The organism is Rhizobium sp. CF080, assembly GCF_000282095.2.
Lineage (GTDB): Bacteria > Pseudomonadota > Alphaproteobacteria > Rhizobiales > Rhizobiaceae > Neorhizobium.
Genome location: NZ_AKKC02000005.1, coordinates 124,869 through 137,999 on the forward strand (window position 1 = coordinate 124,869; position 13,131 = coordinate 137,999).

The 13,131-nt window shown below is 60.3% G+C and carries 14 protein-coding genes; 11 read left to right on the forward strand and 3 right to left on the reverse strand.

What is annotated here, in order from left to right; all coding sequences use genetic code 11:
* The first annotated feature begins 17 nt into the window (after positions 1 to 17).
* The gene (locus tag PMI07_RS16220; RefSeq protein WP_007768556.1) at positions 18 to 1,265 is read left to right on the forward strand and encodes an MFS transporter; all 1,248 of its coding nucleotides are present in this window, start codon (positions 18 to 20) and stop codon (positions 1,263 to 1,265) included.
* Here the strand turns inward: PMI07_RS16220 and PMI07_RS16225 are convergent, their stop codons facing one another.
* Positions 1,266 to 2,210, reverse strand: coding sequence for a LysR substrate-binding domain-containing protein (locus PMI07_RS16225; protein ID WP_024163858.1), 945 nt, complete (start codon positions 2,208 to 2,210; stop codon positions 1,266 to 1,268).
* 191 nt (positions 2,211 to 2,401) lie between these two features.
* On the opposite strand from PMI07_RS16225, the gene PMI07_RS16230 reads away from it, so the two are divergent.
* The 4 genes from PMI07_RS16230 (at position 2,402) to PMI07_RS16245 (ending at position 6,382) form a co-directional block, all read left to right on the forward strand.
* Positions 2,402 to 3,571, forward strand: a complete 1,170-nt coding sequence (locus PMI07_RS16230) for a thiolase domain-containing protein (RefSeq protein WP_007758376.1) — start codon at positions 2,402 to 2,404, stop codon at positions 3,569 to 3,571.
* Position 3,572: 1 nt separating this feature from the next.
* On the forward strand, positions 3,573 to 3,974 hold the full coding sequence (locus PMI07_RS16235; RefSeq protein WP_007758375.1) for a Zn-ribbon domain-containing OB-fold protein: 402 nt from the start codon (positions 3,573 to 3,575) through the stop codon (positions 3,972 to 3,974).
* A 143-nt stretch (positions 3,975 to 4,117) separates the two neighbouring features.
* Positions 4,118 to 5,140: an extracellular solute-binding protein gene (locus PMI07_RS16240; RefSeq protein ID WP_007758374.1), complete on the forward strand. Its 1,023-nt coding sequence runs from the start codon at positions 4,118 to 4,120 to the stop codon at positions 5,138 to 5,140.
* A gap of 486 nt (positions 5,141 to 5,626) precedes the next feature.
* Positions 5,627 to 6,382, forward strand: a complete 756-nt coding sequence (locus PMI07_RS16245) for a carboxymuconolactone decarboxylase family protein (protein ID WP_007758373.1) — start codon at positions 5,627 to 5,629, stop codon at positions 6,380 to 6,382.
* On the opposite strand, the gene PMI07_RS16250 is transcribed toward PMI07_RS16245, so the two are convergent.
* A complete protein-coding gene (locus PMI07_RS16250) occupies positions 6,383 to 7,465 on the reverse strand; it encodes a D-2-hydroxyacid dehydrogenase family protein (protein ID WP_197032529.1) in 1,083 nt (360 codons plus the stop codon). It abuts the gene before it with no gap.
* Positions 7,466 to 7,516: 51 nt separating this feature from the next.
* Between PMI07_RS16250 and PMI07_RS16255 the strand changes: the two genes are divergently transcribed.
* The 5 genes from PMI07_RS16255 (at position 7,517) to PMI07_RS16275 (ending at position 11,293) form a co-directional block, all read left to right on the forward strand.
* The gene (locus PMI07_RS16255; RefSeq protein ID WP_007758369.1) at positions 7,517 to 8,269 is read left to right on the forward strand and encodes an SDR family NAD(P)-dependent oxidoreductase; all 753 of its coding nucleotides are present in this window, start codon (positions 7,517 to 7,519) and stop codon (positions 8,267 to 8,269) included.
* Position 8,270: 1 nt separating this feature from the next.
* A complete protein-coding gene (locus tag PMI07_RS16260; protein WP_024163859.1) occupies positions 8,271 to 8,789 on the forward strand; it encodes a nuclear transport factor 2 family protein in 519 nt (172 codons plus the stop codon).
* A 2-nt stretch (positions 8,790 to 8,791) separates the two neighbouring features.
* Complete coding sequence (locus PMI07_RS16265; RefSeq protein ID WP_007762984.1) at positions 8,792 to 9,556, forward strand: enoyl-CoA hydratase/isomerase family protein; 765 nt, start codon at positions 8,792 to 8,794, stop codon at positions 9,554 to 9,556.
* Between the two features lie 20 nt (positions 9,557 to 9,576).
* Positions 9,577 to 10,116, forward strand: coding sequence for a flavin reductase family protein (locus PMI07_RS16270; protein WP_024163860.1), 540 nt, complete (start codon positions 9,577 to 9,579; stop codon positions 10,114 to 10,116).
* A 148-nt stretch (positions 10,117 to 10,264) separates the two neighbouring features.
* The gene (locus PMI07_RS16275) at positions 10,265 to 11,293 is read left to right on the forward strand and encodes a helix-turn-helix domain-containing protein (RefSeq protein ID WP_007762977.1); all 1,029 of its coding nucleotides are present in this window, start codon (positions 10,265 to 10,267) and stop codon (positions 11,291 to 11,293) included.
* A gap of 156 nt (positions 11,294 to 11,449) precedes the next feature.
* On the opposite strand, the gene PMI07_RS16280 is transcribed toward PMI07_RS16275, so the two are convergent.
* Positions 11,450 to 12,490: an MBL fold metallo-hydrolase gene (locus PMI07_RS16280; RefSeq protein WP_081760829.1), complete on the reverse strand. Its 1,041-nt coding sequence runs from the start codon at positions 12,488 to 12,490 to the stop codon at positions 11,450 to 11,452.
* On the opposite strand from PMI07_RS16280, the gene PMI07_RS16285 reads away from it, so the two are divergent.
* Complete coding sequence (locus PMI07_RS16285; RefSeq protein ID WP_007762973.1) at positions 12,489 to 13,106, forward strand: glutathione S-transferase; 618 nt, start codon at positions 12,489 to 12,491, stop codon at positions 13,104 to 13,106. The two genes, PMI07_RS16280 and PMI07_RS16285, sit on opposite strands and share 2 nt — an antisense overlap.
* The last annotated feature ends 25 nt before the right edge of the window (positions 13,107 to 13,131 follow it).

Genomic DNA, 13,131 nt, shown 5'->3' on the forward strand with positions numbered 1-13,131 from the left:
CGTCAGGGAAAAACAGTATGCGATTGCGAGGTTTTGGCGCAGCCCGCCGGGTATTGGGCAAAGGACCATTCCGCACTTACACCACCGGAAATTTCATTTCGCTGGTCGGTACGTGGATGCAGCGGATCTCCGTCGGGTACCTCACCTGGGAACTGACCCACTCGACCGTGTGGCTCGGCCTGATGGCCCTGGCGGATCTCTGCCCGACGCTGATCATCGGCCCGTTTGCCGGCGTCATGGCCGATCGCTGGAGCAAGTACCGGCTGCTGATCTCCACCCAGGCACTGGGCCTGCTGCAGGCCTCGCTGCTGGCCCTGTTCCACCAGATCGGCATGCTCGAGGTGATCCTGCTGTTTTCGATCACGCTGATACTCGGCGTCATCAATGCGCTCGCCCAGCCGGCGCGGCTGGCGCTTATATCCAGCATGGTCAGCCGCGATCTGCTGGCCTCGGCCGTCGCCGTCAACGCCATATCCTTCAACCTGGCACGGTTTCTCGGGCCTGCCGGCGCCGGCCTCCTGATCGCCACAGCCGGCATCACCTGGAGTTTCATCGCCAACGCCCTAAGTTACGGCGTGATGATCCTCAGCTTACTTGCTATGCCGCGCGAGACACGCGACACGCCCGCGCCCACCACCCGCAAATTCGGCCATGATCTGGCCGAAGGTCTGCTTTACGTGTTTCGCGACCGGGCAACGGCAGCGGTAATGGCCGTGCTGGTTGTGACCGGCATCTGCTCGCGACCTCTGATCGAAATGTTGCCGGCCTTTTCCGGCGCGGTGTTCCATGGCGGCGGCCCGGCGCTGGCGGCATTGACCTCCTCGATCGGCATCGGCGCGGTGCTTGGCGGAAGCTGGATCAGCAGCCGGCAGAAACCCGGATCGATGACCCGCGCCATGCTCGTCACCTCGCTCATCGCGGCCCTTGGCGTCATTGCCTTTACCGCAGTCGATACGCTCTATCTCGCCCTGCCGGTTATCGTCTGCATCGGTTTCTGCTGGGTCTCCACCAGCATCTGTTCGCAGACCCTGCTGCAACTCGGCGCACCGGATGCCATGCGCGGCCGGGTGCTGGCACTTTACGGCCTGATCATCAAGGCGGCACCGGCGATCGGCGCGGTACTGGCTGGAACGCTGGCGGACTATTTCGGGCTCCGCAGCACCGTGGCCGCCGGCGCCGTGATCGTCACGCTCCACATGATCGTCCAGTTGCGGTTCGCGCACGTAATTTCAGACGGCCTCGAACCGAAACCGGCCGACGGCTGATCACGCCGGCGCCTTGTTCAGCCTGAGAAAATTCGCTGTCACCGTACGCACCTCGGCCGCATGAGCCGAGGCCTGTTCCATGATCCAGGCATGGAACTCCTCCACTTTGCGCGTCCGTTCCTTCGGCCCCCAGATGAAATTGAAGTTCTCGTTGTCCGCCACCAGGATCTTGAACGGCGTCACCAGCCGCCCTGCCTTCAGATCGTCGAGCACGAAGGCCACCTGCCCCATAGCGGCCCCCAGCCCCTGCAGCGCCGCCTGATAGGCGAGCGCCGACGTACCGTGGAAATGACCGGCCGTTGCATCGACATTCTCGACACCCGCCGTCGCCAGCCAGTCCGGCCAATGAGACGGCCGCAGCAGCGAATGCAGCAGCGGAAGCCGCGCCAAATCGGCTGGCGATCGGAGCGGCGCATGCGCCTCCAGCAGCCCCGGACTGCAGACCGGCACCAGTTCATTGGTAATCAGGTGTTCGTATTCCAGATCCGTCTGAGAGCCATCGTTGAGCTGAATGAACACATCGACGTCACCGCCGTCGATCAGCCGCGGCGGCGGAACGGCGGCCGTCATTCGCATCATCCACTCGGGATGTTTGGCATGAAAACTCGTCAACCGCGGCACCATCCAGCGCAAGGCGAATGTCATCGAGCAGGACAGGTTCAACTCACGCTCCCGGTCGAAATTGAGGAGTTTTCCGGTGGCATTCTCGACCCGCTGAAAAGCATCGGAAAGCGCCCGGGTATATTCGACGCATTTGTTGGTGGCGACCAGTGCGCCCGCTCTGCGCTCAAAAAGCGTCAGCCCGAACGTCTCCTCTATATATTTGATCTGGCGGCTAATTGCGCCAGGCGTGACATGCAGTTCCTCGGCGGCACGGGTAAAGCTCCCATGACGGCCCGCGGCCTCCAGGGCACGTAGCGCATTGAGCGGCGGCAAACGTCTCAATTTTTCCTCCTGCCTCCCTCGGCAATCCCCAAGATCTAGAGCAAAATCGGATAGTGCGAAACGCCATTTCCGTGAGAAAAACTCAAGCGACATACGAGAAACCCGCATTTGAAGATTGCGCGGCGGGAAATTACAGTGTCGGCAAACTTGGGATCACATCAAGTTTGCTCGTCTGGTCAGGAAACACTTAAATGTCGCGACATGCTGCAGCCTATATCGTCGGTGCATACGAGCACCCCTTGCGAAATGCGCCGGATACATCCGTCGCCCAGCTTCACGCCGAAGTCGCAGCCGGCGCGCTTGCGGATGCGGGGTTGACGAAGGAGGATATCGACGGCTTCTTCTGCGGCCCGGACGCGCCGGGAACAGGCCCGCTGTCGCTTGCCGACTACATGAACCTCAACCTCCGGCATGTCGACACCACCAACACCTCCGGCTCGTCCTACCTCATCCACGTTGCCCATGCCGCCCAGGCGATCGCCGCCGGCAAATGTAATGTCGCGCTGATCACCCTTGCCGGCCGGCCGCGTCAGGAAGGCAAAAGCAAGGGCGCACTTAAACGCCAGGACAATCCCAACCAGCCGGATTTCGAATGGGAAAACCCGTTCGGCATCCAGATCCTCGGCGTCTATGGCATGGTGGCGCAACGTCATATGCATCGCTACGGAACGACGGCAGAACAGATGGCCTGGGTCAAGGTCGCGGCTTCCCACCACGCCCAGTTCAACCCGCATGCCATGTTACGTGATCCGGTCACCGTGGAGGACGTCGTCAACTCGCCGCTGGTCGCCGATCCCCTCCACCGGCTCGACTGCTGCATCGTCACCGACGGCGGCGGCGCCCTGATCGTTACACGCCCCGAGATCGCCAAAAGCCTGAAACGGCCGCGGGTCAAGGTCGTCGGCTGCGGCGAGGCGCCGATGGGCCAGGCCGGCGGCTATTTCGAGATCACCGATACGGCGGCGCAGAAATCCGGTGCGGCGGCCTACGCCGAGGCCAATGTAAAACCTTCGGATATCAAATATGTCTCGCTCTACGACAGTTTCACCATCACCGCGATGCTGCAGATCGAGGATCTCGGCTTTTGCGAAAAGGGCGCGGTCGGGCGTTTCGTCGAAGACGGCAATCTGATTTCTGGACGCGGCCGCCTTCCCTTCAACACCGATGGTGGCGGACTTTGCAACAACCACCCGGTCAATCGCGGCGGCATGACAAAGGCGCTGGAGGCCGTACGCCAGATCCGCGGCGAGGCGCACCCGTCCGTGCAGGTGCCGAACTGCGACCTCGCGCTTGCCAATGCGATCGGCGGCCAGCTCGGGGTGCGGCATGCAAGTTCCACCCTGATCCTCGAAAGGGGCTGACATGAGCGATTATCTTAACCCGGAGCCGGTTCCGGCACCCGATACGACAATATTCTGGGAGGCCGCGAAACAAGGCCGGCTGCTACTCAAGCAATGCCGTAACTGCGGCAAGCCGCACTGGTATCCGCGTCAATTGTGTCCCTTCTGCTTCTCTGTCGATACCGATTGGATCGAGGCATCGGGAAAGGGCGAGATCTATTCGTTCTGCTACATGCGCAAGGCCGCCGCTCCGTATGTGCTGGCCTATGTCACCCTTGCCGAGGGGCCGACGATGATGACCAATATCGTCGATGCGGACATCGGTTCCCTCTATACCGGACAAAAGGTCGAGGTGGACTTCCGCAAGAGCGTCGGCGAATGGTCGGTGCCATTGTTTCGACCTTCCGGCCCCGGATCCCTTTGACGTTTGAGGCTGTCTCAACTGCACGGCGAGTTTTTCTACGTTGACGGTCGTGGCGGGAGATACGCCAATTCCCGAAGGGAAAAGACCGGAATGAGGAATGGCATCTGGATATGCCGGCCGGTTTTTGGCCAAGGGAGGAAATCATGTTCAACCGAATCCTGCCGGCTACAGCGCTGGCCATGGCATATCTGTGCCTGTTGCCTCAGGCTCGCGCCGCTGACGCCGATCTTGTCGCCAAGGCCGAGAGGGAAGGCAAAGTCCTGTGGTACAGCAGCCTTCTCGAGAAGGAGGCCGTCAAACCGCTGATTGACGCCTTCAGCGCCGAGTATCCGAAGATCAAGGCCGAATATATCCGCTCCACCGGTGCCGACATGGCCAAACGCATCATCGCCGACCATCAGTCCGGCAGCGCGGTCGCTGACGTCTACGACGGCTCGACCACCGTCGCCGAGATTGCCCCGGCCGGCCTGATCCAGCCCTATCTGCCGGCTGCCGCCAGGAACATTCCCCAGACCTATTGGGACCCGCAGAACCTGTGGACCGCACAGGTCGTCTATTTCACTACCGTCGGCTACAATACGGATCTCGTCAGCAAGGAAGAGGCGCCGAGTAACTATGCGGACCTGCTCGATCCGAAGTGGAAGGGCAAGATCGGCTGGGCCACCAATGGCACCGCCAGCGGGGTCGGCTTCGTCGGAAACGTGCTCGACCAGATGGGTTCGGAGGAAGGCATGGCCTACCTCAAGAAGCTCGCCACCCAGAACATTCAGTTCATCAAGGGCGGCGGCAACGAAACGCTGCAGGCCGTGGCAGATCGCCAGATCCTGATCGGCCTGTCGATCTTCAATCACCATACCCTGATCCAGAAGAAGAAGGGGGGCCGCGTGGAATGGGTGAAAATGGAACCGCTCTTGAGCTTTCCCAACCCGATTGGTCTTTTGAAGGACGCGCCCCACCCCAATGCAGGCAAACTTCTGATCGAATTCATCCTCTCGGAGGAAGGCCAGAAGATCCTGCGCGACTCCGACCACATTCCGTCAAGCGATCTCGTCGATGCGACCGACCCGAGCGTCAAGCATGGCTTCAAGGTGAACTTTCTCGGCCCACAGCGCCTGGAAAAGGAACAGGACGGTTGGAAGAAGATTGTCGTGGACGTGTTCCGTTAAAGTTTTTTGACAGACCGCGTTGCTGAACAACACTAAACGGCCGTAGCGCTTGGCGAATCAGCGCTAGGGCAGCATTCATGTATTGGTTGGGCGTCGAATGCCAAACAAGCATGTGCGACATCTTTTGAACTCGGACCTCTCTTGATGGAGCGACTTTCAACCACGGGGGGTCGTCTGGATCAGCAGCGCGGATAACCGCCATCAAGATGGAGCCGCTGCTCACTTACCCAGTGATCAGCTATCGTAAGGACGCCCTACACCCCAACGCGGGCAGATGGTTCATCGGTTTCCATCGGGAAATGACCGGCGACGCTTGCAATCTCGAGCAGGCGGCTGGAAGGACATCGTCAGCCACCTCGTAAGGCCGCGGTCCGGGAAAAAATAGAGGAGCGTGAAACTCTGCCGAAAGCAAGATATTGTCCCTCTTCGGTCAAAAGTCCGGATGGTAAGCACGATAGTCTGCGAAGGGATCAGGAGGACCATCAAATGACGAGCAGTCTGGCAACCAACCTTTCCGAAGCCCTCGGAATTTCCCACCCCACCTTGTCGATCGTCGCAGAGATGGACCCTCCGCTGGCGCGCGAATTCCTGGCCATGGCCCGGGCAGTCGGCGCGAGCAACGCGCTTTCGCCAAAGGACCAGTCGCTGATCCAGATCGCCCTGAATGCTTCGGTCGTACATCTGAATGCCGAAATGGTGCGTGCCCATATCGCATCTGCATTGAAGCAAGGCGCTACGGCGGGGGAAATTCGCGAGGTTCTCCAACTTACCTCCGTGTTGGGCATCCACGGCACAATCCCGGGCGTCCTCATCCTGACAGATGCGGAAGGCGGCCTAGACAATCTCAGGCGAACCGCCTCGCCCGAGCGTCAGGCTCGCGCCGAAGCCGCCCATCAGGCGTTCGAAAGCAAACGGGGGGCGCTGACCCCGGCCTGGCAGGCCTGCACCTATCAGGTGCCCGCGCTGGTCGAGGCCTATGCCGGCTTCTCGGGCGTGCCGTGGAGCACGTCTCGCCTGACGCCCAAGATGAAGGAACTGGTCTATATCGCGATCGACCTCATGCCGCAGCATACCCACCTGGAAGGCACCAGGGTGCATATGGCGAAAGCCCGCGCCAACGGAGCATCGGATGCCGAGATCGTATCCATCCTGCAGATGATCGCGCTTCTCGGCATCCAGACCCACATGCTGGCGCTGCCCATACTCAAGGAAGAACTTGAAAAGGCTGGCCTTCCTGCCTGATCACGGCGTCAGGGCACCCCCGTCCAGCACGCGGATCGGCGCACCGTCCATCCACGCCAGAATGTTCTCGATGCACTGGCCGTAGAACATTCCCATGCATTCGTGCGTGGCATAACCAAGATGCGGTGTGAGCAACACGTTCGGCAGGTGGCGCAGGGGATGATCGACGGGAAGCGGCTCGATGTCGAACACATCGAGAGCAGCGCGAATACGTCCTTCCCGCAGGGCTTCGATCAAGGCTACCTCATCCACAAGCGTGCCGCGGGCCGTATTCAGCAGTAGGGCGCCCGGCTTCATCAGAGCCAGCTCCCTTCGACCAACGCTTCCCTTGGTTTCCGGCGACAGAACCATGTGGATCGAGAGGACGTCCGATTTTGCAAGAACCTCGTCGAAACCGGCCCAGATCACGCCATGCGCCTCAGCGGCTTCGCGCGTCAACGACCGCCCCCAGGCAATCACCGTCATGTCCATGGCCCGCGCCATCCGGGCCAGCCGGGCACCGATCCTGCCAAAGCCCAGAATGCCCAGCGTCCGCCCGCTCAGGCGCCGGCAGAGCCCCGTTCCCTCCATGAAGCCACCGGAGGCGATGGCCGCCACGCCTTCTGCGACGCGCTTTTCGGCTGCAAGCATTAGTGCGAACGCGAATTCGGCGGTATCTTCCGGATGGTAGGCACCCGACCAGCAAAGCGTGATCTCCCGTTTGCGAACCGCGTCCATATCGAGATGCCTAGTTGTGGCTCCGGTCAGCGCGATCAAACGAAGATTCGGTAAAGACTCAAGCACGGCGGCGTCGAGATGCGTTCGCTCGCGCATCGGCAACACGACCTGGGAGCCCTTCAAGGCCTCGACGAGAGCAGGTCCCCGAAGCGCTTCGCGCTGGAAGACCACTTCCGCACGTTTTTTAAGAACGGACCAGTCGGCGCAGGCTTCCGCGATCCCGGGCCAATCGTCAAGTACAGTAGTGCGCATCACATTCTCCGTCATTTTCCGGATCTTAGGCACAAGCGATATGCGCCGGCTTGACCGGTCGTCGCCGATCTTTTGGCCTGCGCTCGAAACGGAAACATCGCCGCTGGACAGCATGCATTTCGCCGCGGAAGGGTTCGTTCAAAGATCCATCAGGAGGAAAATTTCATGCGATTTGCAGGTAAAACCGCCATCATCACCGCCGCGGCATCGGGCATCTGCCGGGCCACAGCCGTTCGAATCGCGGCGGAGGGCGCTACGGTTGCCTGCATCGACGTCTCGACTGCCGTATCGGAAACCGTCGAAGCGATCCGGGCGGCTGGCGGCAAAGCGACTTCGCGCGTTCTGGACGTCACCGACCGCGCGGCGGTCGTAGCGACGCTTGCGGAAATCGAAGCCAAGCAAGGCCCGACTTCTGTCCTGATCAATGGCGTCGGCCGGTCTTCTGCCGGAAAGGGCGGTGGTGAATTCTGCGACAGTGACCCAGCCAACTGGATGGAGGTCCTCGACATCTCGCTCGTCTCGACGATGGTGATATGCCGTCAGATCGTGCCCGGAATGCGTGAGCGCGGCACCGGAGCGGTCGTCAATATTTCTTCCGTCAGCTGGCTGATGCCCACGCCGACATTCGCCGACTATGCGGCGGCCAAGGCCGGCGTGGTCGGGTTTACCCGCGTTCTCGCCATCGAGACGGCTAAACACGGCGTGCGAGTCAACGCCGTGTCGCCCGGCCCGATCGAAACGCCCGCGACCCGCCGTCATCCGCCGGAAACCCGGGCGCGCGTGATGTCCACGATCCCCATGGGCCGCTACGGCGAACCGGAGGACGTCGCTGCAGCAATCCTTTTCCTGGCCTCGGACGAAGCGCGCTTCATCACCGCTCAAAACCTTGTGGTCGGTGGCGGCAGAGGCATCGTCTGAGATGGTGCGGCAAGCGCCAAGCCGCGGATGGGCAAGCGGCTTCGGCCTGCTGGCGCCTCGCGCCCGCCGCCCGCTCACTGCCTCGGACACTCTCATCATCATGGAGGTCACCGATGTCTTTGCCCGTTATGGCATCGCTCACGATGAGGCGGATATGGCGACGATGGAAGATCTTTTCACTGCCGACGCGACACTCGAGGTGTCGCTTGGCGGCCCGCCGTTCCAGCGGATCAGCGGCAGGCCGGAAATCCTCAAGAACTTTCTGACAGTGCTGGAAACCCAGGCCGACCAACGGCGGCACTGCATCACCAATCTCATCGTCACATCGAACGAACCCGATGCGGCGGATGCCCATGCCTATGGACTGGTTTCGGCCGCGGCGGGGCGTGAACTCCAGCTTGCGGCAGCCTGCGCCTACCAGGCGCGCCTGGCCAGAGAAAACGACGGACTTTGGCGGTTCAAGCGCCTGTGGATCGGAATGGACAATTACTGCGGTCATGCGCCGGGTACGGAGGAATAGCCATGAAACAATTCGAAGATTATCGGAGCGCCTACAAGACGCTGAAGATGGAGCGGGACGAGCAAGGTATCCTGCTGTTGACTGCCCATACCGAAGGAGGTCCGCTTCGCTGGGGAGCACTTCCGCACGAGGAGTGGCCGCACGCGTTTCACGATATCGCCATGGATCGCGCCAACCGGGTCGTCATCCTGACCGGTACCGGCGATGAATTTTCCGGCCCACGGCCTCCAGCGGCAACGCGTTATGCACGCCCCGTGGCGGATATGGACCGCATCGTCTTCGATGGGCGCCATCTTCTCGCAAACCTCCTCGAGATACAGGCCCCAGTCATCGCAGCGATCAACGGTCCGGCGATCAGGCACTCGGAAATCCCGCTGTTATCCGACATCGTGCTGGCATCGGAGACCTGTGAGATCGAAGATGCAGGCCATTTCGACAGCGGCCTTGTACCCGGCGACGGAGTGAACCTTATCTATCCGCTGCTGATGGGTTTCAACCGGGCCCGTTATTTCCTGTTCACCTCGCAACGCCTCTCGGCGCAGGAGGCTTTGAACCTCGGCCTTGTCAACGAAGTGCTTCCGAAGGACCGCCTCATGGATCGGGCATGGGAACTCGCCCGTCAACTGGCGCGTCACAACGATATGCACCTTCGTAATACCCGCCAGATCCTGACGCTAGAATTGCGACGTAAGATCCAGGAGCATCTGGGGTACACGCTGGCGCTGGAGGCGATGGCCAACCTCGGCCGAGAAAAACCGCCGGCATGAGCGTAAGGAAGGGAAGCGAGATGGCTGAAACAATTGGTATCGACGAATTCAGGCGCGCGATGCGCGCTCTGCCTGCGCAAGTATGCATTATTGCGTCTCGTTCGGACGATTTGCGTATCGCGATGACAGCGACCGCCGTCACATCGCTATCGGCCGAACCGCCGCAGCTTCTGATATGCGTGCATCACCAGTCTCGTACTGCCGCAGTCATCCGCGAGGCGCGGGCGTTCTCGGTGAATTTGGTGCCTGCCTCATTGGTCGACGCAGCGACGCAATGCGCGCTCGTAGGGCTGGAACCGGAAGAGCGGTTTCGCGTCGGTCGTTGGCAGCCATCGACCAGCCTTGAGCAGCCGCTGCTGGAAGACGCATTGGTCGGATTTGAATGCAGCCTGACCTCCGACGCCCGGCACGGCACCCACCACGTCCTGACTGGCCTTATTCATCAAGTACGGTTCAGCGAAGGTCGCCCCCTTCTTTACCACGACGCAAGCTATCGGGAGATCGGGGCGCGACTGGACGCAATTCATCTTGGATGGGACACTGCCATACAAGGGTTTTGACGGATTCGTCCAGAATCGAACTCTGGCGACTCTCAGACAGGTTTGTGGAGTGCGAAAGGCGCATCGGACGGCTTCACAATGATCAAATCTCTTGCTCCGGGTACAGCGATGAAGATAACCTGCTGTTACTGCACTCAGGGAGGAGAGCATGCATATTCTGCGTAACGGGCCAGCCCACTTGCCTGGGTGTGATAGCGCTTTCGTGGCCGAGCGGATGTTGAATACGGTGGACACTAACAGTGTGTCTCCCGGCAGCCGCCTGAGCTATTGGCGGCGCCACGTTGATGTCACGAATGGATTGAACATCGTGTGTTCCACCGAGAATTTTTTGGGGCGTATGGAGAACCGCGTGCTGGGTTCCTGTTCGATCCATGGGGTTCGTATCTCGACACCTCATCGCGCGATCCGAACGCGTACGCAGCAAGATTTGGTGTTTGCCAATATTCAGCTATGCAACGACGGGGCCCGCTTTTCCGGCAACCGGGAATTCGCGATGAATCGAGGCTCGTTGCTGCTCTATGAAGCGTCTGAAGCCTATCAACTGGATTTTGACGGTGAATCCGACAGCTTGGTCCTTGCCATGCCGAAATCTGAGCTTCAGAAACGTGTGGCGGACCTGCCAGTTCATTTAGGAGAGGCCTTCGAATATGACAGCCACAAGGTGGCCATGTTAGCTCAGATGATGCGTGGCGTTCTGGAAATGCCGACCCAGGTCCGGCAGTCGGTGACCGACTCCATTGCCGAGTCCGTCATCAACATGCTGGTGGCGACACTTTATGATTGCGAAGCCGCGTCCAATCGGACGCCGACCTATGGGACCGCTGCGATGCTGCAGCGGATCAAGGCTTATGTGAATAGCAATATCGCCGATCCGGATCTCAGTCCTGTCGTGGTGGCCGACGCGGTGGGGATCACGGTAAGCTACCTCCACAAGATTTTCTTGCTCAACAACACCACGCTCATGCAGGCGATTCTTGCTGAGCGGCTGGAGCGGTGCCGCAAGGACATTGCCAAACTTGATCGCGCGGGCGGGATAAGTCAGGTCGCTTACGCCTGGGGCTTCAATGATGCATCACACTTTTCCAGGTCATTCCGCAAGCGGTTTAGGGTAAGCCCGCGGGAGTACCGGATGCAGATCGAGCAACGCGATGCGACCTGGCGCAAGAAGCGCGACTAGCCGGCGGTGTCTCAGTCCAAATAGATCGGCATGCATCTGCGAGGTTGCCTCGCAGATGCAGCAACTATAGCAGACGCCAGAATGACAACTGTGTTTGCAACTCGCCAACATCCGGCTGACGAGCTCGCATGTCCTGAGACTTGAAGGTTCGACCAGCTAGGCACCTTCGGGAACGAAGTCGTATCCCGTCCCCGCGCGAACTACCGTACCGCAATGCGGCGCGCCGAAATGGCAGGGCATGATTAGCGTGCCGGAATCGGCAACCTCATCGAGGAATGCGGCCCTTGTGCTTCTTGCCGTCTCCTGTTCGACGCAGAACGGCGTATTGAGGTGTGGATGCAGGATCTGCAGAGGGGAATGGAAAATGTCCGCACAGAAGCTCCCTCGTTTGCCGTCGCTGGTCAGATCCACGCGCATCTGCCCTGGCGTGTGGCCATAGGCCGCCCGAGCAGTCAGTCCTGGCACGAACTCCTGCCCTTCATCATAAAACTGAAAATGCCCGGTGTCGATCAGTGGCTCGACGGCATCAACGAAAGCCTCGGTTTCGCCGACACCCTTAGCCTCGTGGTATCGGGGCAGCCACCAGTCGTAATCTTTTCGGGGCATCCAATAGGTGGCGTTGGGAAAAGTTCGCGCCCAGCCGTCACCGTCTCGAACGGTGTTCCAGCCGACATGGTCCCCATGTAGATGCGTCATGATGACCTGCGTCACCTGCGCGGGTGCGGCGCCTGCTGCGGCAAGCCACAAGGGCACTAAGGTATTCAGGCGGTCGAAGCGCGGCAGGCCGCGTGGCTTGTGATTTCCGACCCCGGTGTCGACGATCACCACGTCGGAACCGATCCGCACCACCCAGATCTGGATACCGACGATCAGCCTGTCTATCACTGCGGCATATTGCGTCGGCCCGAGCCTTGCGACAGCCGCTGCGAAAGCAGGACGAGGAAGATCCGCAAAAACGCGGGAGGGATCATGGGTGGGACCGATCAATTCGACGATGTTATAGACATCGGCCTCGCCGATGCGACGGTGATGCATCATTCCGGAAATCTCCTTTTCCCGACCATGTCCTTCCCGCGGCATCCAGTCTTGATCGCCAATGCAGGCAAACTTGCCTACTGCTCTATTTCGGCATGACGGCTGTTCCGAAGCGAAAAATTGACGTTTAAGAACAAGAAACAGTTTGAGGTTAAGCCGCATGTCCTGGATACTCTATAGCTCCCCCCGCTCCCCCTTTGTTCGCAAGGTCATGATCGCCGCACATGAGGTCGGTTTCTCCGGTCGCATCCAGCGGCAGGATGTCATGACGAACCCGATGCGTCCTTCGCTGGAAGTGCTGGAATTCAACCCGCTTGGGATGATCCCGACACTCGTCGCCGACGGAGAGATGATCTTCGACAGCCTGGTGATCCTGGAATTTCTGAATGAGCAAGCGGCCTCGCCCCTCTTCCCCGCAGCCGCAGCCGCCCGGCGCGATTGCCTGACCCGCCATGCCGTTGCCAATGGCATGATGGACAAGGCCGTTCGCATGCTGGATGAAACTTTTCGGGCGGAACAGAACAACGACACGGCCGAACATATCGCGGGCTTCAGCGACGCCCAGCTGCGCAGCGTGGAATGGATGGGCAAGCGCCTTCAGCTGGACAGGTTCGATGCGGGCGACATCGCCTTCGTCTCGGCCCTCGCCTATCTTGATTTCCGCTTCCCCAAGATCGAATGGCGTAACCATTCGCCGGCTGCGGCCGCATGGTTCGCGTCCGCATCAGAGCGCCCGTCAATGCAGAAAACGGCAATGGCGGTGCCTCCAAAACCGTAGATGCCTGAGCGTTCGGAGCTGAAAA